Here is a 20,389-nt window from a genome sequence, read left to right on the forward strand (position 1 = left end):
TAATATTCCGTTAAAAGCCATTACTCAGAGAGTAGGTCATAAAGATAACGGAAAGACCACAATGGAAATCTATACTCACGTAACTAAGAACATCAAGTCAAAAGTTGTTGATGTCTTAGATAAACTTTACAAATAGCTTGCCCCTTTTTTGCCCCTTCTCTAACAAAAAGAAAAACCGCTAGTCCTAAGAATAGCGGTTTAATAATGTTTTTAAGCTACTAATGTAGTTACTCTATTATTTAAGAGTAACTGAAGCCCCAGCTTCTTCCAATTTAGCTTTGATTTCTTCAGCTTCTGCAGTTGGAACGCCTTCTTTGATGACACCTGGTGCACCATCAACAAGTTCTTTAGCTTCTTTAAGGCCAAGACCAGTGATTTCACGTACAACTTTGATAACGCCAACTTTTTTGTCACCAGCAGCTGTCAATTCAACGTCAAATGAATCTTTAGCAGCACCAGCGTCAGCAGCACCAGCTGCAGCAACAGCTACAGGAGCAGCTGCAGTTACACCAAATTCTTCTTCGATAGCTTTTACAAGGTCGTTCAATTCAAGGATTGAAGCTTCTTTAATTTCAGCAATAATGTTTTCAATGTTCAATGCCATTGTTATTTCCTCCAAATAAGTTTTTATTTTTATAATAATGTTTTGTAGCTAGGCTACGCTGCGTAGCTTAAGATTAAGCTGCGTCTTCTTTGCTTTCTGCAACTGCTTTGACAGCAAGTGCAACGTTGCGAACTGGCGCTTGAAGTACAGAAAGGAGCATAGAAAGAAGTCCTTCGCGGTTTGGAAGAGTTGCAAGTGCAAGAATCTCTTCTTTTGATGCGACAGCGCCTTCAATAGCACCACCTTTGATTTCAAGTGCGTCAGCAGTTTTAGCAAAATCGTTCAAGATTTTCGCTGGTGCGATAACATCTTCGTTAGAAAATGCTACTGCAGATGGTCCAACAAATACTGATGCAAGATCTTCAAGACCAGCTTTTTCAGCTGCACGACGTAAGATTGAGTTTTTAATGACTTTGTACTCAACTTCGCTTCCACGAAGCTCACGACGAAGAACTGTATCTTGCTCAACTGTCAAACCACGAGCGTCCACAACAACGATTGATGCAGCAGCTTTCATTTTCTCAGCTACTACGTCAACTAATTCCGCTTTTTTAGCAATAATTGCTTCACTCATTTAGTGTTTCACCTCCGTAATTATTTTGCTTGGGGAATTTTTCTAAAAGAAAAACGCGCCCAAACCTAGACACGAAAGTACAATACGCTTCTTTTACATGATACGTTTTGTCCTCGGTAGGATCTTTATGAGTCAAGCTCCCCTACTGTCTTAGGCAGTTTTTTCAAACCATTTATAATTATAGCAAAAGAAAAAAAAGATTGCAAGCTTTTTGTGCAATCTTTTTAATTTTTTATGCATTTTTAGGAAAAGTCTTGTCAAGCAAGGCTTTACTAGCATCGTCAGCAGGTACCCAGCCATCTGTGAAAACTCGGTCTTTTATCCAAAGACGATTATAGAAAAAGGCCCAAAACAAATTGTAGGCAGTTCCTGCAGGTCTTAAGAAATCATCTGGGATAAGAAGCGTTGCAATCACAGCAAATACAAACAGTGAGCCAAGCATGATCCCAAAGTATTTCCAGTCTTTACGAAAGAGAGGAACGAAAAAGTTAAATAGCAAGGTTGTAATAGAGTACATAGGTGACAAAGTTTTAACATTGCTGCCATCTGGTGCTTGAATAGTAAGTTTATTCATCAAGATCTCCTTAAATATAAAAATATTAATAAAGTTTAACAGAATTTTATATGTTTGTCAATTTAGACAAATCTAGACGGGAATCAGAGCGTCACTTCTTCAAAAAAATGTAGCCTAGGGCTACATTTTAATCTACATAATGTTCTTCTTTTTTATTGAACCAAGCATATGGCAGACCGATTAGGAGACCACCGCCAATCAGGTTTCCTACGAAGGTCACGGCCCAGTGGCGCAGGATATTTCCAATACCAAAATTTGCTACCTCTGATGCAGCTGAGCTAAACTTAACGATAGCAAAAGAAGCAAAGTTGGCTGCCAAGTGTTCGTTGGTCAAGAAGACAAACATATAAATAGCTGAAATAACCAAGAAAAGCTTAGCTGTACTATCTTTCACTAAGACGAAGGAAAGAATCGCAATATTAACGAATACATTGGCTAGAATACCCTCAAGTAAAATAAGTTCATTGGAACGGGCAAGCTTCATCTGCACAACACCAGCAATGAAACTTTCCTTGCTAAGTCCTGCATAAGCCGCCGAATTAGCAAAGAGCCAGACGGCAATCAAGGCGCCAATCAAGTTAAAGAAAGTACAATACAGCAAAATCATCAAAGCCTTTTTCCAGTCAATCTTCTTCAAAAAGGTACCAGCAGTCAGAAACATCATGTTGGAAGTCACCAGCTCAGCATTCAGAAAGACGATGTAGGCCAATCCCCAAGCAAAGATAAAAGGGAAGAGAAAACGACCCGTTCCTGGAACAATCTTATTCGTCAAATCTGCCGCAATAGCTCCCGCACCAGTACTAAAGGTTAGGAAAGCTCCAGCAAAGATGGAACGAACAGCGTACTTGGCCTTGCTTGTATCAAACAAAGCTTCTTTCTTGCGGCAAGCTGCTTCAATTTTAGGGATAAATGTCGATTCAGGCATAAAAAATTCTCCTATTAATTTAAACTATGTACAGTATATCACAAACTTTTATTTTTCGAAAGCGTTTTCTGTAAGTTTTTTCTAAATTTGAAATTGAATTTGAAAAAAAACATTTCAAGTTCTTAATTCGCCTGCTAGCTGCCTTATATCTTCTGGCCGAGTTCGACAGCAACCGCCAAAAAGCTGAACGCCCTGCTTCTTCCAAAGCTGACTGTAATCAGTTAAACAGAGCTGCTGCTCAGGATTGTCCTGCCAAGTATTCGTCGCCACATTATAGATTTCTCCAGAATTTGGATAGGCTAGTAAGGGCTTATCGCACACCTGTTTCAACTTTTCTAATAAAGGAGCAATCAAATGCGGAGCTGTGCAGTTAAAACCAACAGCCAAAACTTGCGGACTTGATTGAGCCAAGCGTCCAACTTCTTCTATCAGTGTTCCATCCGAAATCGCTGATACCGTTTGAGCGGTAAAAGATAAATAGACTTCCACCTGCGGAAATTCTTCTGATAGTAAATGAACAAGCGCCTTGGTTTCTGCTCCGTTAGGAATTGTTTCAAGTGCCAATAAGTCACAGCCCGCATCCAGCAAGGCTTGAATGCGCGGACGATGAAAGTCTTTAAATTCCTTCTCACTCAAGTGATAGGCTCCTGTATACTCCGAACCATCAGCCAGGAAAGCAGCATATGGTCCGACCGATCCAGCTATCAAAGGATATGAACGCTGCTGCTCATCTAGCGATAATCCCTGCCAGACATTTTTAACAGCTGCCTGTGCCAAAAAGACCGTCTCTTTGAGAAGGTCATCAGCCTTATCCAGACTCAATCCTGCCTCAACAAAAGCTGGAATGCTGGCCTGATAACTGGAAGTGGTGATGATGTTACTGCCCGCCCGAACATAGTCCTCATGCAGGTCTTGGATAATCTGAGGATTCTCAAGCAAGTACTTGGCTGACCAAAGCCGACCAGAAACATCATAACCCTGCCTCTCCAGCTCTGTCCCCAAAGCACCATCTAGAATTATTATGTCTTGCTTTTCAAGTAAGTCTTTAAACGCTCCCATTCCTGCTCCTCAAGCCTTTTCTAAAATAGCAACTTAGTCAGTTTTGCTAAAGATAAATAAATCTGCTTATTTGAAATGATCATCTACTTCATTAGTAAAACGCAAAAAAGAGATTATTACAATCTCTTTTTTCTTATCTAGTTATGTGATGCCCATGCTTGGTCTGTTTCCAGAACATCTTGAGTCGTGTATTGTCCACGGTAAGGATTGTAAACCATATTAGACGCTCCTGTCTGATAGCTAGGCGAATCAAACTGAGTCAGATTGTATGCTTCAATCAGATAGTTCAATTTTGCATAGTAATGACTATCCGTTGCATATACACCTGTCAAGGCAGCTGTCGCATCTTGATAAGTCGGTGCATTACTCTTCCAAGCCCCCGCAAAGTGACTTTGTCTTAATACATAGACATAATCCTGAAGGGATTCGGCGTAGCTTGAGTAAGAGCGGAATTGATCATTGATTGCGTAAGTATTGCCTTGACCATCTTCTTCCAAGGTCTCCATCGTCGCTGACTGACCAGCATAAGCTCCTTTAATCCCGAACAGATTATAGTGAGGATATCCTGACAGACCAGACTGGCCAGAACCACTCTCTAAAATAGCTTGTGCAATCATCACAGAAGCATATAGATCATTATCCTGGGCCAACTGGCGAGCTGGCTCACTAATTTGTGAAATGAAATATTCTGTTTGGTTCAATGGTTGCTGAACAGCATCATTTGCACTTGCTGGCTTGATTTGCTTTGACAAAGCCAGACCAAAGACAACGGTTGAGGCCATCACTGCCAAACCTGTCAAAAGTCTTTTTCTTTCTTTTGAAATTCTCTTCTTCACAGTCTTTCTCCTAAATACAATATTTATTCTACTATTGTAACATACTAAAAACAAAATAACATTAGCAATAAATTACAAGTATATGACATTTTTTATATCTTCCTCAAATATAAGTTTCACAAGCCACGATTGTTCCATTCAAGACTTCCTCGTTCGATTTGCATAATGAGCCTTATCATAAAGATATACAGGCTGAACTGAAAATGAAAATAACCTGACTCCAACCCATACGGAATCAGGCTATGATCTTAAACCCTGAAAGTTCAACTATCATTCCGATACAATCTAACATCTAGATCTTGTCCAAAATCGCATCCCAAGCTTGATCAAGACCAGTTTTATCAACTGAAGAAAAGATGATAAAATCGTCAGTCTTGTCAAAATCTAACTTTTTCTTGATGGCACTTTCATGCTTGTTCCACTTACCACGTGGAATTTTATCAGCCTTGGTGGCCACAACAATAACTGGAATTTCATAGTATTTGAGGAATTCATACATCTGCACATCATCCGCACTAGGATCATGGCGTAAGTCTACTAGGCTCACGACCGCTCGCAGATTGTCCCGACTGGTCAAGTATTCCTCAATCATTTTGCCCCATTTAGCGCGCTCCGCTTTCGAAACCTTGGCATAACCATAGCCAGGAACGTCCACAAAACGGAGCTTATCATCAATGTTAAAAAAGTTCAACAGTTGCGTTTTACCAGGCTTACCTGAAGTCCGTGCTAGATTTTTGCGATTAAGAAGAGTATTGATAAAACTAGATTTACCAACATTGGAGCGACCCGCCAAGGCGATTTCTGGGATATCATCCTGAGGGTAATGCGATTTATTGGCTGCACTCAGTAAAATCTCAGCATTATGTGTATTGATTTCCATAAGCTTCCCCTAGGCAGTTTCCAAGATTGGCTTGTCTGTACCGTCCACTGCTTCCTTCGTGATACGAACCAGTTTGACATTTTCCTGACTCGGTACTTCAAACATGACATCCATCATGGTTTCTTCAATAATTGAACGAAGTCCACGCGCACCTGTCTTGCGTTCGATGGCTTTTCTCGCAATGGCTTGCAGGGCTTCCTCGTCAAATTCAAGCTCAACATCATCATAAGAAAGCAAGGTTTGATATTGCTTCACTAGCGCATTTCTCGGTTCATTCAAAATGCGAACCAAATCATCAACAGTCAGCTGCTCTAGTGCTGCAAAAACTGGCAAACGGCCGATCAACTCAGGAATAATCCCAAATCTTTGAATATCGTCAGCGACAATGGCTTGCATATAAGACGCACCTTCGTCGATTGCCTTATTGTTTTGACCGAAACCGATAATCTTCTCACCAAGACGTTGCTTAACAATTTCTTCTATACCATCAAAAGCACCACCAACGATAAAGAGAATGTTCTTGGTATCAACCTGAATCATTTCTTGCTGTGGATGCTTACGACCACCTTGAGGAGGCACGCTGGCTACCGTTCCTTCAATAATCTTCAGTAAAGCTTGCTGAACACCTTCACCTGAAACATCACGGGTGATAGAAACATTTTCGCTCTTCTTAGCAATCTTATCGATTTCATCCACATAAATGATGCCACGTTCTGCCCGTTCAATATTGAAGTCAGCTGCCTGTAAAAGCTTGAGCAAGATATTTTCTACATCTTCACCAACATAGCCAGCCTCAGTCAAAGCCGTAGCATCCGCGATAGCAAAAGGAACATTAAGGCTGCGCGCCAAGGTCTGAGCCAGGAAGGTTTTCCCAGATCCAGTTGGACCAATCATGAGGATGTTGGATTTTTGCAGCTCCACATCATCCTCTTCACGACTGTCATGAAAATTAATTCGCTTATAGTGATTGTAAACAGCAACTGCCAAAGCACGCTTAGCCCGATCTTGACCAATCACATAGTGGTTCAAAATATTGAGCAATTCTTGCGGTTTTGGTACTTCAGAAAGATCAGCTAGAACTTCCTCAGCTAATTCTTCTCGGATAATTTCCTGCGCCAACTCGACACATTCATTACAGATAAAGGCATTGTTGCCCGCAATAATTTTTTGGACTTCGTCCTGATTCTTTCCACAGAAAGAACAATATACCATCATCTCATTATTACGATTTGTAGGCATTGTTTACTCCCATTCTAAATTTCTAATTCAATTTTTTATTTACATTTTAAAAGAGGGTCATATAAAAAGCATGGATGGAATTAACAAGATTCGTAAAAGCATTTAACAAAAATAAAATAGCCAATCCAAAACGTTTTTTACGAAAAGTCTGAAAAGAACAAATCAGACAAATTGCACATAAAAAGGCCGTAAAAAAACCAAAAACACTTCTTTCCATTCCTATGAACCCTTTCTTTTGAGGATTTTTACGGTGAAATCATACTCATTTTTTTCATCTTTTGGTCGAAAGCGACTGCTCACTTCCTCGAACTGTGTCAGATCAAAGTCTGTTGGGAAATAAGTATCACCTTCTAAGCTAGCATGGATTTCTGTCTTAATCACCTCATCCAATTCATGCTCGAATAAAGAAAAGATTTGACCGCCACCGATAATATAGAGATTCTTCTCTTGCTCTTGGTACCATTTCAACACCGCTGGGAGATCATGGAACACCAAAACACGCTCATCTTCAATCTGATAATCCCTATCGCGTGTTAAAATCAGAGTTTTTCTATTTGGCAGCACGCGCCGATGCATCCCATCAAAAGTCACCCGCCCCATTAAAATCGCATGCCCAGTCGTGATTTCCTTGAAATGTTTCAACTCAGCTGGTAAATGCCATGGCAAGCTTTGGTCTTTGCCAATCAGACCATTTTGATCTTGTGCCCAAATCGCCGCAATCTTTTTTGTCATTTCTCTATCCTTCACATTGATATTTCTATTCTATCAAAATTTATTAAAAAAGACTTGTTTGGACTATCACTTCTATCTATTTATTTTTGCCAGCTGATCCAGATAAAAAATCGATAACCCAAAAGATTATCGACTATTCGTTTGCTAGGCAAATTACTCTTTCTTCATCTTTTTGACAAAGACAAATCCTACAACAGCAGCTACAAGGCCAAACAAGGAAACGTTCAAGAGCGTTGAGTCTGCCTTTTTAGGCTCAGCAGTGGCAGCCTCTTTTTTATCCGCTAGGGGATCAATATCACATCCCTCTCTTTTGACTGACTTACCTTCAGTTGAAGCATCAGCATTGCTTTGCTCGGTCCCTTTGTTTTTAGGGCCTTTTCCATGACAAAGCAAATCAATCGTATAGGATTTCTTTCCCTGATTTGCCCCATCCGAACCTTGGTCTACAAGTTGCAGAAAGTCATCTTCTTCCACTGAAGAATCCGCAATTTGCTCAGGTTGGGACTCTGCCTGCTGGACTTCATCCGCACCCACAACAGCCATCGGTGTCACAGAAACCGATAGGCCAAGCAAAAATGAACAAATGCCTAGACTAAAGAGCTTTCTCCTGCTTCTATGTGTTAAAAAATTTGCTTCCATATCAATACCTCCGAGATAGGCACTAGCGAAACACATATATCTATTGCCATTATAGCACTTACAAAATATATTTCAATCATTTGCTCTTGAAAATTAAAAAACCTACTGACTATCATTCAGTAGGAAAAATACAATCAAATAGCCAAATCAAACTTCAGCTGAGGTTTAACAGGATCATAGTCTAGCAACTCAAAATCTTCTGCTTTGATATCAAAGAAATTGGTTCCGTCCGGCACATTTAAAACGAGTCGAGGTTGGCAGTTGCTAGGTTCTCGGCGTAACAGTTCTTCCGCCTGCTTAAACTGGTTATCATAGATGTGCAAGTTATTGATGAAGTAAAAGAACTTGCCGACTTTCCAACCGAAATGCTTGGCAATCATCATCTGCAGAGCCACATATTGCATAGCGTTGATATGGTGAGCCACTAGCATATCATTTGAGCGCTGAGTCAGAGTCGCATCCAGATAAATGTCTCCATCTACACGCCGAACATCAAACATAGTTTGAAAAGCGCATGGTAGTAGCCCATCTGTTTCTTCAAAAGCTTCATAATCCCAGAGAGAGATGATATTGCGGCGATTCCAAGGATTAGCCTCCAGCTGTTGGAGAATTTTATGGATAATATTGTGCTTTTTGACAACAGCACCGTAGCGCTGACCAATCGTACCCGTATCACCAACTTCCCAGTCATTCCAGTAGTGAACATTGTACTTGTCATTGAGCAGTTCCAAGCTATTAGACTGGTCTTGATAGATCCAAAGGACTTCTTTGATGGCAGACTTGATGGCAATGGGGCGCAGAGTCGTGATTGGGAACTCTCCCTTGCTCAAATCGTATTCTGCGAAAGAACCAGTGATATATTTGGAGTTAGCCACATTTCCGTCTTTGTATCGTGGACGAGCATTTTCAGAGAAAACGCCTTGCTCCATAATCTTTTTTATATTCTCTTTAAAAATCGTATCTGCTTTAGTCATAATGTCTCCTGAATCCTTAAACTTTCTTTAGTATAGCAAATTTTTCAAAAAAATTCTCCTGCCAAGTTTAGCAGGAGAAAAGTTTATTTGACCCATTCATCTGGATGATTGAGCTTATTCACATCTTTTTCTGACAATCTCAAGGTAATATCTGACACAGCAGGAATATTTGAGATGGTAACATAGGGGTAGTTTTTGTAGGTCGTGAATTTGACACCACTTCCTCCCTTTCTGCCACTAATATCATAGATATAATTAACCTCTGCATCATCAGGTAAATCAACCCAGGCATCTTCATTATCTTCCTCAGATTCGACCTTATCCAGAATGTCTGCAAATTCATCCAAAGTTTTGGTATTATTTGTCTGATAAACTTGCTGATTCTGACTATTCAATATGGTCAGAAAACCTTCTGTCTTTGATTTGCAAGCGGATAAAATCAAAAGAAAGATGGGAAACAATACTAGAAAATAAGCGATTTTTCTCTTCATTTTAGCCCTCCTTATAGCTATGCTAAGAGAGGAAGTAGTTAGAACTATTGAAGTACCAGCGAAGCTGCTCCGATAACTCCGGCATCGTTTCCGAGAGTTGCAAGAGCTAATTTAGTTGATGTACGCACTTGTGGGAAGGTATTTTCATCATAAACTTTTTGGACACCTTGTAGAAGGAATTCTCCCGCTGCTGACACTCCGCCACCTATAACAATCGTTGATGGATTAAGGATGGAACCAATATTGGCGCAAGCAATTCCCAAGTAACGTGAGAAGTTACGGTAAACGATCAAAGCAAGGTCGTCGCCTTCTTTTGCCAAATCAAAAACAGTTTTAGCAGTTACTTCTTCACCATCATCGATCAGGCGTTTCAAGGTTGCATCACCTTCGTATTCGTCAGCATAGCGACGCGTCAAGTTGACAATCCCTGTTGCTGAAGCCACTGTCTCAAGACAGCCCTTTTTACCACAGGTACATGCGATTGGTTGGTCGAAGTCGACAGTGATGTGCCCCAGCTCTCCTGCTGCACCAGCTACACCGTGAAGAAGTTTACCTTCTGCAACAATACCGCCACCAACACCAGTACCAAGTGTCATAAAGACCACGTCTGGTTGGTTGTCACCAGCACCCATCCAACGCTCACCAAGCGCAGCTACGTTGGCATCATTATCGATGAAGAAAGGAATGCCCAAGGCTTTTTCAATTTTTTCTTTAATTGGTTGGAGGGTTTTCCAGTTCAGGTTGTAGGCACCGATAACAGTCCCTTTCTCACGGTCAACCACACCCGGTGAACCCATTCCAATTCCGATAAAGTTCTCTGCTGATAGATTTAAGAGCCCCAAGCGATGCTGGATAGACTCAATCATATCGTCTACAATATGGCTTCCCTCGTCCAAAATATTGGTCTTAATAGACCATTTTTCTTGGATTTCACCCTCTTGAGTTAAAATTGCAAATTTGATAGATGTACCACCAAGGTCAATCCCAATAATTTTTTTTGACATGACATTCTCCTCTGTATTCGTTCTCCTTCTTATTATAGCAGATTTTTTTAACGATGAAAAGGTTTGCACGGTATTTTTTGTAAATCGCTGATTACTACACTTAAATTAGAGATTATGAATATTCTTTCATGTAGAAAAAATAGCTTTTGAACGACAAGAAAGAAATAATAAGATCAAGAAGAGCAAAGATTTCTTTTTCACAATTTCAGAGGCTTCAGACTCTGCATTTTAGATTCCGAACATCAAAAAGGAGAAGACCAAAAGATCCTCTCCATAAATTGACTTATCATCAAACCACTACAGTTGACAAAGAGCCCTTTTATTCTTCCCTCTTCTTCATCAGGAATAATCCTGTCAATGCTAACAGAAGGCCGAGAAGGAAGGCTGAATCTGTTGCTGTACCTGTACTTGGTAAGGTTGCTGACTTAGTGGCTCGGCCTTTAGTAGAACCATCTGCTTTAGCTCCTTGCACTTGTTCCTGCATCTGCGGGGTTGCAGTTGACTTGTAAACAACCGCATAAACACCTAGCTGATCTGTCATGTACTCGACATAATGACCTTTTTGCTGGAAGGATACCGCATCAAGCTGATCAGCTGCTGTCATAAAGAAGACATTTTCAACATCTTTATTAGATGCAACTGGAAGGCTGATAAAGACCTTACCCTTAGGTTGTACAGATTGGCCAAATTGGTCTTCTAGTCTAATGTCATAAGCATCATAAAGCTTACCTTCTAGGCTTTGAGCTGCTACTTTCTTAACCTTCAAGGCCACAACTTGATCAAGCGTAGACTTCATGCCAATCACTTGAACCTTGGTAGCTTCATCCGTCAAGATACGCAAGTTATTTTCTGGCTTAGATGGTTTAGATGGCTCTACAGGCTTCTCTGGTGTAGTTGGTTTGTTTGGTTTCTCTTCCTTGCTTCCAACTTCCACAATCTGATCAACGGGATCTTTAGAAACGAAGCTATCGCGAGTCACTCGACCAGTTTCCTGACCATTTTCAATCGCGACTTCCACAAGCGTGGTCTTCTCACCAACCTTGCCTTCTTGGACAACTTTTCGTGTGCCCTTAGGTAATTGTGGATTTTCACGTTTGACGGTGTTAAATGGTAGAACTTCTGTCACAATATCCAAGCGCGGTTGGTCAACGACAAGATTCTTAACGCCTTCTGCTGGTGTAACCTGCTCAACTGGCTTGCCAACTTCCACAATCTTATCAACTGCGTCTTTGGAAACGAAGCTATCGCGAGTCACACGACCGCTTTCCTTGCCATTCTCAATCGTCACTTCCACAAGCGTGGTCTTCTCACCAACCTTGCCTTCTTGGACGACTTTTCGGATACCCTTAGGCAATTGTGCATTTTCACGTTCGACGGTATTAAACGGTAGAACTTCTGTCACGATATCAAGTCGTGGTTGTTCGACAACAAGATTCTTAACGCCTTCTGCTGGAGTGATTTGCTCAACTGGCTTGCCAACTTCCACAATCTGATCGACTGGGGATTTGGAAACGAAGTTGTCACGAGTCACTCGACCGGTTTCTTGACCATTCTCAATCGCCACTTCTACAAATGTTGTCTTCTCGCCGACCTTGCCTTCTTGGACAACTTTTCGTGTCCCCTTAGGCAATTGAGCACTTTCATGTTCAACAGTATTAAACGGTAGAACTTCTGTCACAATATCCAAGCGTGGCTGTTCGACAACAAGATTCTTAACGCCTTCAGCTGGAGTGATTTGCTCAACTGGCTTGCCAATTTCCACAATCTTGTCGACTGTGGCTTTGGAAACAAAGCTATCGCGAGTCACTCGACCGCTTTCCTTGCCATTCTCAATCGTCACTTCCACAAGCGTGGTCTTCTCACCAACCTTGCCTTCTTGGACAACTTTTCGAGTGCCCTTAGGCAACTGTGGATTTTCGCGTTCAATGGTCTTGAATGAAACCTCTTCTGTTACCACATCCAAGCGTGGTTGTTCAACTACAGGAGCTGAAACGCCTTCATCTGGTGTCGTCTTATGAACTGGGGGTTTTGGTGTATCTGGATTAGGTGTCTCAGCTATCTCAGTATGATAGGTAGAAACTTCGTAAAACTCAGGACGACCACCTTCCCACTTCAACTTAACATCTAATAAGTGGGCGCTATTAGCGAGCTGGAAGGTTTGGAAACTTGTGGTAACCGCACCCAAGTCTTGCCATGCTGTTTGGCCATCTTTGGAAATGGTTCTTGCCCAAACGTGCGCTGAGCTTCCTGCTGGAATATCTGAAATCAGGCGAACGTGATTTGATTCTGTCTTTTCAGATAGATGGTAAATCAACTCACCGCTGTCTTGGGTTGCCTTGTAACTGCTGAGAATATTTCCATCTGCTATATTATTCTTTTCAGATGACTTGGTCTCTGTACCAGTACCTTCCACAGTTGGATTATTGACTGACTTAGTGTATTCTCCATCATTGATAACTAACTCTGTAAATCCAACAAAGCGATGACGATAAGGAGCTGTGTAGAGCACTCGGAGATATTTCGCCGCAATTGCTTCTGGCAATTCTCCCTCAATATAGCGATTTCCAGGTCTCTGTGAATCATGTGTCCAGCCATCAGTTAAGGAGTCATCACGTGCTGGATTTTCCTGACCATCTCCCACTGAAACGACATCTTTCCAGGTCTTGCCATCTGCGCTAACTTGAATCTTTCCATCACGAAGATAGTTCTGTGTACCATCTTTAATGTAGGCACGAATCTTCTTGATTTGACGGGTTGCTCCAAGATTGAGAGTCATATGACCATCGGTTTGTGGATAATCAGAGAATTCAACATAATTGTTTAAATCACCATCAAAGAGCTGGTCTAGGTTTTTCGCTTTACGAACATCTCCGCTACCATAGTTAGGATCAATACCCATGCTGGTAGACTCAATCGATGTTGGTTGAATTTCCTTAGTAATCAAAAGCAAGGAAGTCGTTCCGATTGCCTGTCTCTGACCTGTCTTGTTTTCAAGACGTACATAACGAACAAGCTGGTGGTCTTGTAACTCAGAGGCACTATACCACTCCACTCCATTTGGAGAATAGCGAAGCTGGAGTGCTTGATTAGCATTCTCACCCAGTTTCAAATCCTCAATTTCATGGAGGCGATCTAGTTTCATTCCAAGATATTGACCCGCATCTAAAGTTGTACCGGCTGGAATATGCATCTCGTAGCGACCCAATTTTTCATGGACTTGAGTAGCCTTGAGTTGATCAACATTAGTATCTGTGTATTGGTCTGTTCCAGTCTCTGACTCGACAGATAGGTTGCCAATTCGCCACCAGAAATTCGTCTTTTGCGTATTTCTAACGCGTACATAACGGATATTCTGATTGGTTTCAACTTCTTTGCTTTGCTCACCTGTCAAGTTGGCTACTGTTGTCCAGTTTTGTCCGTCAATAGAGACTTCGATGACACCAGCTGCTAGCTTATCTGTCACACCTTGTACCAAACGAATCTTCTTGACTGTTTGTTGAGAACCAAGATCCAACTGCACCCAAGCATCTACTGGGGTTGTATCACGCTCACCATTTGCTGTTGAAGAACTTGCCAACATTGCTTCTGTGCTATCACTATTGTCTGTCATCTTGGCAGACGTTGTATTGAGTTTATAGACCAGATTTGGACTGATGGTAATGCTTCCAGCTTTCTTCTTGGCATTTTCAAGAGGACGATTAACTGCGATTTCACGGACTGCAAGCCAAGTATTGTCTCGGTCTTCTGTTGCAACCATTCGAATACCTTTGGCTTTGATGTCAAGATTATCTAAGGTAATTTCAGATTCATTACCGACATAGTTACCTTGAGGAAGGGCAGTCCACTCACCTGCTTCATTTAGGTATTCAATCTTGGCCTTGTTAAAGGTGTCTTTCGGATTGCTGACAGCTCCCATAGCAAAGCTCAATTTCTTGATAGAAACAGGCTTATTGAACTGAAGTCCAACATAATCGCCAGCGCTAATTCTAGTTGGATTTTTAAAGATAATCTGAGTCGACAAGTCTCCGTCTAAGACCTGAGCCAAATCTCCTTCACCACCTGTACGGTTAGTAATAAAGGTCGTTACAACTTTATCTGGATTCAGTTCTTTTTCGATTTCCTTAGCTAGATATTCTTTTAGGTTAAGGATAAATGGACGGATATGCTGCACACCCAGCTCAGCATTTTCATAGTGGTCAACATACCAGAAGGAATGTTTCTTAGATTGCTCATAATCTTTTAAGCCCTTGTAGTAATTATTCCAAAGGCCGTCAGCATTTTTGCTACCAATAAATTCCGTAGCTGTTAAGAGAGCATCCAGAGCATTCATCTGGTCAATGGTATTGTCAAGCCAGTACTTAATCTGCTCACGCATCTGTTCATTTCCTGATGCTTTATAGGTCTCAGCTGCAGCTTTTAGTTTAGCAAATTCTGCCTTCAACTCTTTGCGCTCAGCTGAGACATCTTGACCTGCTTTCAGCTTGTTCATGAAGTTTGTCAGTTTCGGAGCTAGCTCTACAGACTCTTCTAGCTTCACAACACGATTATCCATATGTTGGTTAATCATGTGCTTACCTAGCTCACGGAAGGCTGCAGATTCTTTGGTCTCTGTAAAACGACCTGTTTCTGCAAAGTTGAAAGCTATATCGTTAACAGCTTTAGCTTCCGCCTCATTCTTCCAGATATTCCAGCTGTACTCTGCAGCTGAGAAGAGAGCAATTTTAGATGGTTCTGATTGCTGCATTGGATTGAGCATGACCCCACCGATTAAGCTTGGATCCACACCAGGATGTAGGAATTTCTCACCACCACCCAAGATAAGGTGTTGCTTAGAATTATCCGTACACGGCCAGTTAATCCAAAGTTGAACAGGACGATATGGTTGACCAGATGCTTCTATATTTTGCTTGAGTTGAGTCAAGAAGTTTTCAGAAACTTCGCCCCAAATCTTGCCTCCTGTCAGAGTCATAATGCTACTTTTCGGAAGATTACGGTTTAGGGAACGCAGTTCGTCTTCTCGACCATTGCCCCAATACTGACTTGGAACAAAAATCATCTCTTTCTTCAAGCCTGGATAAGTCGCTTGTTTTTCAGTCAACCAATCGGTCATATCTTTCATCAAGCGGTTGTAACTTTCATAACCACCATAAGGCTGAGCCGCATCATCTGCAAGGATACCAAACTCACGAACGCCGACGTCCAGTAACTGAGTAAATTTAGCTTTGATTGCATTCAGGTCTTCTTGGTAAACCGTCTCATTTTGGAAGCGAATTCGACTATTCATAAATGGATGAATGGTCCAGACATATCGAGTCTTAGTTTCATTCCCTACTTTAGCAAGTTGGCGGATTTCTTCTAGTTTTTCTTTTGGATAAAGTTCTCTCCACTTACTGTTGTGATATGGATCATCTTTTGGTGCAAAAATATACTGGGTCAATTTTAAATCACCGCCATATCGCATCAAGGCCGCCCGATCTTTATTAGACCATGGATTACCATAATAGCCTTCGATAAAGCCACGATTCTTCATATCAGCATAATCTTCAACATTGACCTCACGCAGAACTGGAGCAGGGCTATCATTTAGCATATGCTTGAGTGTTGTTAGTCCATAAAAGACAGCATCTGTATCTTTTCCGACAATGGAAATTTGCTGACCTTTAACAACTAATGAATAAGCATCAATCTTATCAAATAGTCCTTGGTTAACAGACTCTGTTCTCTGAGCTTCTTCCGCTTTTGAGCCAGTCTGGTGAACTCCCAGATAGATATTGGTTGCGTCAGCTTCGGCCGTCTTACCAGTAGTATAGGAGATATTGCTATTTTGCAAAATAGATTTGAGTCGATTACGAGTGTAAATATCAACTTGCTCACCGATTACCAAATGAACTTTCTTATCTAGACGTACCAAGCCATCACCATAAGTAGCCTTATGAGGAGTTGGGAAAATCTTATACTGTTTCTTAAGGTATTCTTGGCTTCTCAAAGCTGCTTCTACTACACTTGGATCTGCTGGTTTTTTAGCGATAAAAGTATCTTCCAATTCAACAGTTCCGTCATCTTTCGGAGCTGGAGTTTCAGGTTTTGGATCTGGTTTTGGTGCTGGTGGTGTGGCTGGCTCATCTGATGTAGCTATTGGTTTCAAAAGATTGATTTCAGCTGCACTAGCATATCCTTCTACTCCCTGTAGGATCTTCAACTGGATTGTATCCGTTTCGACTGCCTCAAAGTTTGCAATCTTTTCAGCTGCATTATTATCCCAAGTACCTTCAGCTACCTTAACCAATTGATCAGCCTTTTTAGCATAGACTTCATATTTAGTCACAAGACCATTTCCGCCGCCTGGACGAGGAAGGTAAGTCAAAGCATTGACAGCTGTCGCTTGCTTCAAGGTCATAGTAACCGTATAAGACGGGTCCTTCTTCGTCCAATGTGAATGCCAGAAGGTTGCAGGATTACCATCAAAGGCTTTAGAAACAGCTCCTTCTGTAGCATTTCCTGGTAGTTGCTCACTGCTTGCTTCCACACGGGCAATCTGATCCTGTGCAATCAAACGTGGATTGACAAATGGCTTATCAGACAAGCTGAGATTGTGCAAAGTACCTTCAAAACCTCCGATTTTTTCAAGAGGTAGGACAAGACTTGTGTGAGCCAATCTTGGATGAGCTGGGTTGGCAACACGATTAATCTTTTCACCATTTACATAGAGCTCAGTTGACTGAGGTTTGGTGACAAAGACTAGCTCATAGCGTTTACCTTTTTCCAATGTCTTGTCAAACTGAATATGGTGCTGCTCAAACTTATAGGCTACTTTACCTGACTCATCAGACAAATAGAGCTTGTTCCCCTCACTAGAAGCTAACTCCTGCACACCGTCACCTGTAACCGTCACATCAACCTTTAAGACGTGACTTGGACCGACGTTCCCAATAGCATTTTCAATCTTGCTTTCTTTATTGAAGACTAAACCTTTAGCGTTTTGTGTGATGTTTTCTGCATCGTAACGCTTGATTGTCTTTGGATTGATTTCATAGGTCTCAGTATCATCAATCTTGTACTCTGGATTGCTACCTGGTGCATAAACATAGTCTGCGTGTGGTAAGGTTCTTCCTGCAAAGTTGTTAGCAGCCCGGTTTGATCCCCAAGTCTTTTCAGCAGTAACTCTTGTTGCTTCAAAGAAGCGCTTGAAAATATCATAAGAAGTCATGCCTGTTTCGTGGAGATCAATATTATCATTCCAAACAGCATGTCCACCACCCAAGATATGAGGGTTTGAAGCTGCTAATTGTGGACCATTTCCTGCTGTCGTAAAATCATTTGGCGTCCAGCGATTATATTGATACTCATAAGAAGAGTAATCACCGTATGCTCCTTGCTGGTTATTACCATTTGGCACACTGTAAGTCGGAACATCCGTAATATTGATAATTTTAGCACCAGCCTTCAAAGCCGCTTGTGGATGTTGCCAACCTAGACTCCAGATATCCACCTCGACACCCTTCAAATCAACTGGTGTTTGCCCACTCTTACGGCTAAGTGAACCCCAAATTCGTGGCGTATAGCCCTTACCTTTGATATAGGTGACCAAATCATTGACATAACGACGATAGTTTTCATTGTTGCCATAGTACTCATCTGTTCCGATGTGAATCGTCTTAACACCACGAAGCGGTGCATCCTTACCATCCAGCAATTTATCATAAACAGACTTGACAAAGCGCAATGTTTCATCATAATTCTTGTCCAAATCAAGCATCGCAACACGCTCTACATTGTGCTTATTCGGACTCAGCTGTCCTTTATACATCAAGTCTGGACGAACCTTCACAAATGATAAAGCATGCCCCGGTGTATCAATTTCTGGTACTAAGTTGATTCCTAACTCATCAGCCAAAGCGATGAGTCTTTGCATTTCATCCTTAGTATAGTGTTGCTTAGAAGTCAAAGACACACCATTGTCACCGACAATATCTGTCTGTAAACGGAAACCTGTATCTGCATGATTGAGCACATATTCAAGTTCCTGCTCCTTGGTCAGATGTTTACCTGCTAAATGCTCCTTGAGGAAAATATAGTTATCATTCAAATGCAACTGCAAGTCATTCATCTTGTAGTAAGCCATGTTTAGCATAATGTCCACAAGAGTATCATAAGGAATAAACTTACGACCAGTATCTAGCATAAATCCTCGGTGGCTGAAACTTGGAAAATCTCGAATTTCACCATTTTGGATATTTTCTTGCCCCATTTGAAGTAGGGTTCGAGTAGCATAAAAAGCACCTTTATTGGTCTGCGCTTCAATGGTAAAGACATTATCACGAATCGTAATACCATAGCCCTCTTCACCATAGCCCTTGTCCGTTACCTTTTTAAACTCAATACGATGCGCGGATGTACTGTCTCCCTTGGCAAGCTCTAATCCTCGAGAAACCAAGTCATTAGCATAGAAATTAGCTGCCTTGTCAAATCCTGAATCTCCAACAGATAGGACAGTGTCTTCCAAAATAGAAGAACGTCCTTCCTCACCATGCCATTGCTGAACAGTTGGAGCCACTGTTGGCTTGTCTCCAACTCCCTCGTCTGCATAACGACCAGGAACTCTAACTTCAAATTCCTTGGTAATGGTTTGGCCTTCATGCACTTGTTGCAAAGAAACTTTAACTGTCTGCTCTGTTAAAGGCTGGTGGATTTTATTATTCAGATCAATCACACCTGTTTTATTGCTACCAACTAAGCTAACTTTACCTGGTAATTCAGGTAAAACAAGTGAATGTCCATCTTGAGCCAAAGTCAGTGACTCTACTTGGTTAAGATTTGTTACCTTATCTGGTTCTGGAATGTTAGAATAAGCTCGTATTTCCTGAATACCGACATTGCGCCAGTGCATACTACCTTCAGTGTATTTTGTGATTTCCAACTTGAGATATTTGGCTTCAATTGGAGTATCAAGATTAACCCTTTCATCTAAGATAGGTTGACCATCTTTTTCATAGGCCAATTTCCACTTACGTGTCGCTTCCTCTTCATTGATAGCCTCTGCTGTAGCATAATAAAGTTTCCATCCTTGCACATTTGGATCATTAGGCTGTCCCGCTCTCTGCCTACGATCCCAATCAATCTCAATCCGCTTGATTGATGTCACTTTATCTAGTGTCATAGTCAACTGAGGATTTACTACATCCTTGTCTGTCGCCCAACGACTATTGTCGTCTCCATCTACAGCTTTATCGCCAGTATTGGATGTATTCTGCTCATGGTTGGACGCTCTCACCTGTGCATTCAATAAATGATTAACATCAGGAATATTTACCACTTCTTTCACTGGTGTAGTTGGTGCTGAAGGTGTAGTCAGTGTTGGTTGAGTCGGCTGTGGATTAGTTACTTCTGTGTTTGCAGATGGCTGAGCCGGTTTGGGAGTAGCTACCTCTGATGTTGCTTCAGAAGTATTTCCGCTATTATCAGAACTGCTTCCTCCATTGTCGCCAGAGTCGGCTTTTGCTAATTTATCTGCCAATTCAGCTGGTAAACTGGTTAGACCTTCTACCCGCTCGACCGTACCAGAATCATTTCCTCTGCCACCTGATGACTCGCTAGTAACCGTTGCCGAACTGGATGGTTGCACCACATCAGCTGATGCCAATGGCATACCAAATAACAGGACACCTATCATAACAGAACAAGCGCCGATAGCATATTTTCGAATACTAAACTTACATTTCTTTTCCATAAAGGAACCTTCCTATCTGTACGCTTCTCACCAGTAAGCGTTTGCAACTTTATTTAAAAAAATATATTTTATTTGACTTATTTAAATTGAATTTATCGTAAAAACAGACGGAACATAACTTACACTATATC

At 41.4% G+C, this 20,389-nt stretch carries 14 protein-coding genes and 1 other annotated feature; all 14 genes read right to left on the reverse strand.

Annotation, left to right across the window (positions count from 1 at the left end):
- Positions 1–235: 235 nt before the first annotated feature.
- The 14 genes from rplL to D8791_RS09995 all read right to left on the reverse strand — a co-directional run bounded on the left by rplL (position 236) and on the right by D8791_RS09995 (position 20,258).
- On the reverse strand, positions 236–604 hold the full coding sequence (gene rplL, locus D8791_RS09920; protein ID WP_001196964.1) for a 50S ribosomal protein L7/L12: 369 nt from the start codon (positions 602–604) through the stop codon (positions 236–238).
- A 73-nt stretch (positions 605–677) separates the two neighbouring features.
- Complete coding sequence (gene rplJ, locus D8791_RS09925) at positions 678–1,178, reverse strand: 50S ribosomal protein L10 (RefSeq protein ID WP_125447698.1); 501 nt, start codon at positions 1,176–1,178, stop codon at positions 678–680.
- Positions 1,179–1,216: 38 nt separating this feature from the next.
- Positions 1,217–1,351: a sequence feature (ribosomal protein L10 leader region), on the reverse strand.
- 59 nt (positions 1,352–1,410) lie between these two features.
- Positions 1,411–1,752: a hypothetical protein gene (locus D8791_RS09935; protein WP_125390738.1), complete on the reverse strand. Its 342-nt coding sequence runs from the start codon at positions 1,750–1,752 to the stop codon at positions 1,411–1,413.
- Between the two features lie 127 nt (positions 1,753–1,879).
- Positions 1,880–2,677 carry a formate/nitrite transporter family protein gene (locus tag D8791_RS09940; RefSeq protein WP_125447700.1) on the reverse strand — a complete coding sequence of 266 codons (798 nt, stop codon included), beginning with the start codon at positions 2,675–2,677 and terminating at the stop codon, positions 1,880–1,882.
- A gap of 114 nt (positions 2,678–2,791) precedes the next feature.
- Entirely contained in the window at positions 2,792–3,736 is a 945-nt protein-coding gene (mmuM, locus tag D8791_RS09945) for a homocysteine S-methyltransferase (RefSeq protein WP_125447702.1), read from the reverse strand.
- A gap of 137 nt (positions 3,737–3,873) precedes the next feature.
- Positions 3,874–4,572 carry a glucosaminidase domain-containing protein gene (locus tag D8791_RS09950; protein WP_125447704.1) on the reverse strand — a complete coding sequence of 233 codons (699 nt, stop codon included), beginning with the start codon at positions 4,570–4,572 and terminating at the stop codon, positions 3,874–3,876.
- 292 nt (positions 4,573–4,864) lie between these two features.
- Positions 4,865–5,452: a ribosome biogenesis GTP-binding protein YihA/YsxC gene (gene yihA, locus D8791_RS09955; protein WP_125390734.1), complete on the reverse strand. Its 588-nt coding sequence runs from the start codon at positions 5,450–5,452 to the stop codon at positions 4,865–4,867.
- Between the two features lie 9 nt (positions 5,453–5,461).
- The gene (clpX, locus tag D8791_RS09960) at positions 5,462–6,691 is read right to left on the reverse strand and encodes an ATP-dependent Clp protease ATP-binding subunit ClpX (protein WP_125447706.1); all 1,230 of its coding nucleotides are present in this window, start codon (positions 6,689–6,691) and stop codon (positions 5,462–5,464) included.
- Positions 6,692–6,910: 219 nt separating this feature from the next.
- On the reverse strand, positions 6,911–7,423 hold the full coding sequence (locus D8791_RS09970) for a dihydrofolate reductase (RefSeq protein WP_125447708.1): 513 nt from the start codon (positions 7,421–7,423) through the stop codon (positions 6,911–6,913).
- 153 nt (positions 7,424–7,576) lie between these two features.
- Entirely contained in the window at positions 7,577–8,062 is a 486-nt protein-coding gene (locus D8791_RS09975; protein WP_125447710.1) for a hypothetical protein, read from the reverse strand.
- Between the two features lie 134 nt (positions 8,063–8,196).
- Positions 8,197–9,036 (reverse strand): thymidylate synthase, encoded by an 840-nt coding sequence (locus D8791_RS09980; RefSeq protein ID WP_125447712.1) that lies wholly within the window; start codon positions 9,034–9,036, stop codon positions 8,197–8,199.
- An 83-nt stretch (positions 9,037–9,119) separates the two neighbouring features.
- Positions 9,120–9,527 carry a hypothetical protein gene (locus tag D8791_RS09985; protein WP_125447714.1) on the reverse strand — a complete coding sequence of 136 codons (408 nt, stop codon included), beginning with the start codon at positions 9,525–9,527 and terminating at the stop codon, positions 9,120–9,122.
- Positions 9,528–9,571: 44 nt separating this feature from the next.
- Positions 9,572–10,531, reverse strand: coding sequence for an ROK family glucokinase (locus tag D8791_RS09990; RefSeq protein ID WP_125447716.1), 960 nt, complete (start codon positions 10,529–10,531; stop codon positions 9,572–9,574).
- 319 nt (positions 10,532–10,850) lie between these two features.
- On the reverse strand, positions 10,851–20,258 hold the full coding sequence (locus tag D8791_RS09995) for a beta-N-acetylglucosaminidase domain-containing protein (protein WP_125447718.1): 9,408 nt from the start codon (positions 20,256–20,258) through the stop codon (positions 10,851–10,853).
- Positions 20,259–20,389 lie beyond the last annotated feature (131 nt).

This window comes from Streptococcus cristatus, assembly GCF_003943515.1.
Classification (GTDB): Bacteria; Bacillota; Bacilli; order Lactobacillales; family Streptococcaceae; genus Streptococcus; species Streptococcus cristatus_D.

What these genes read in the sequence shown, in the direction of transcription:
- rplL (WP_001196964.1), bottom strand. Translation starts at nt 604, where the DNA reads ATGGCATTGAACATTGAAAACATTATTGCTGAAATTAAAGAAGCTTCA.
- rplJ (WP_125447698.1), bottom strand. Translation starts at nt 1,178, where the DNA reads ATGAGTGAAGCAATTATTGCTAAAAAAGCGGAATTAGTTGACGTAGTA.
- D8791_RS09935 (WP_125390738.1), bottom strand. Translation starts at nt 1,752, where the DNA reads ATGAATAAACTTACTATTCAAGCACCAGATGGCAGCAATGTTAAAACT.
- D8791_RS09940 (WP_125447700.1), bottom strand. Translation starts at nt 2,677, where the DNA reads ATGCCTGAATCGACATTTATCCCTAAAATTGAAGCAGCTTGCCGCAAG.
- mmuM (WP_125447702.1), bottom strand. Translation starts at nt 3,736, where the DNA reads ATGGGAGCGTTTAAAGACTTACTTGAAAAGCAAGACATAATAATTCTA.
- yihA (WP_125390734.1), bottom strand. Translation starts at nt 5,452, where the DNA reads ATGGAAATCAATACACATAATGCTGAGATTTTACTGAGTGCAGCCAAT.
- clpX (WP_125447706.1), bottom strand. Translation starts at nt 6,691, where the DNA reads ATGCCTACAAATCGTAATAATGAGATGATGGTATATTGTTCTTTCTGT.
- D8791_RS09970 (WP_125447708.1), bottom strand. Translation starts at nt 7,423, where the DNA reads ATGACAAAAAAGATTGCGGCGATTTGGGCACAAGATCAAAATGGTCTG.
- D8791_RS09975 (WP_125447710.1), bottom strand. Translation starts at nt 8,062, where the DNA reads ATGGAAGCAAATTTTTTAACACATAGAAGCAGGAGAAAGCTCTTTAGT.
- D8791_RS09980 (WP_125447712.1), bottom strand. Translation starts at nt 9,036, where the DNA reads ATGACTAAAGCAGATACGATTTTTAAAGAGAATATAAAAAAGATTATG.
- D8791_RS09985 (WP_125447714.1), bottom strand. Translation starts at nt 9,527, where the DNA reads ATGAAGAGAAAAATCGCTTATTTTCTAGTATTGTTTCCCATCTTTCTT.
- D8791_RS09990 (WP_125447716.1), bottom strand. Translation starts at nt 10,531, where the DNA reads ATGTCAAAAAAAATTATTGGGATTGACCTTGGTGGTACATCTATCAAA.
- D8791_RS09995 (WP_125447718.1), bottom strand. Translation starts at nt 20,258, where the DNA reads ATGGAAAAGAAATGTAAGTTTAGTATTCGAAAATATGCTATCGGCGCT.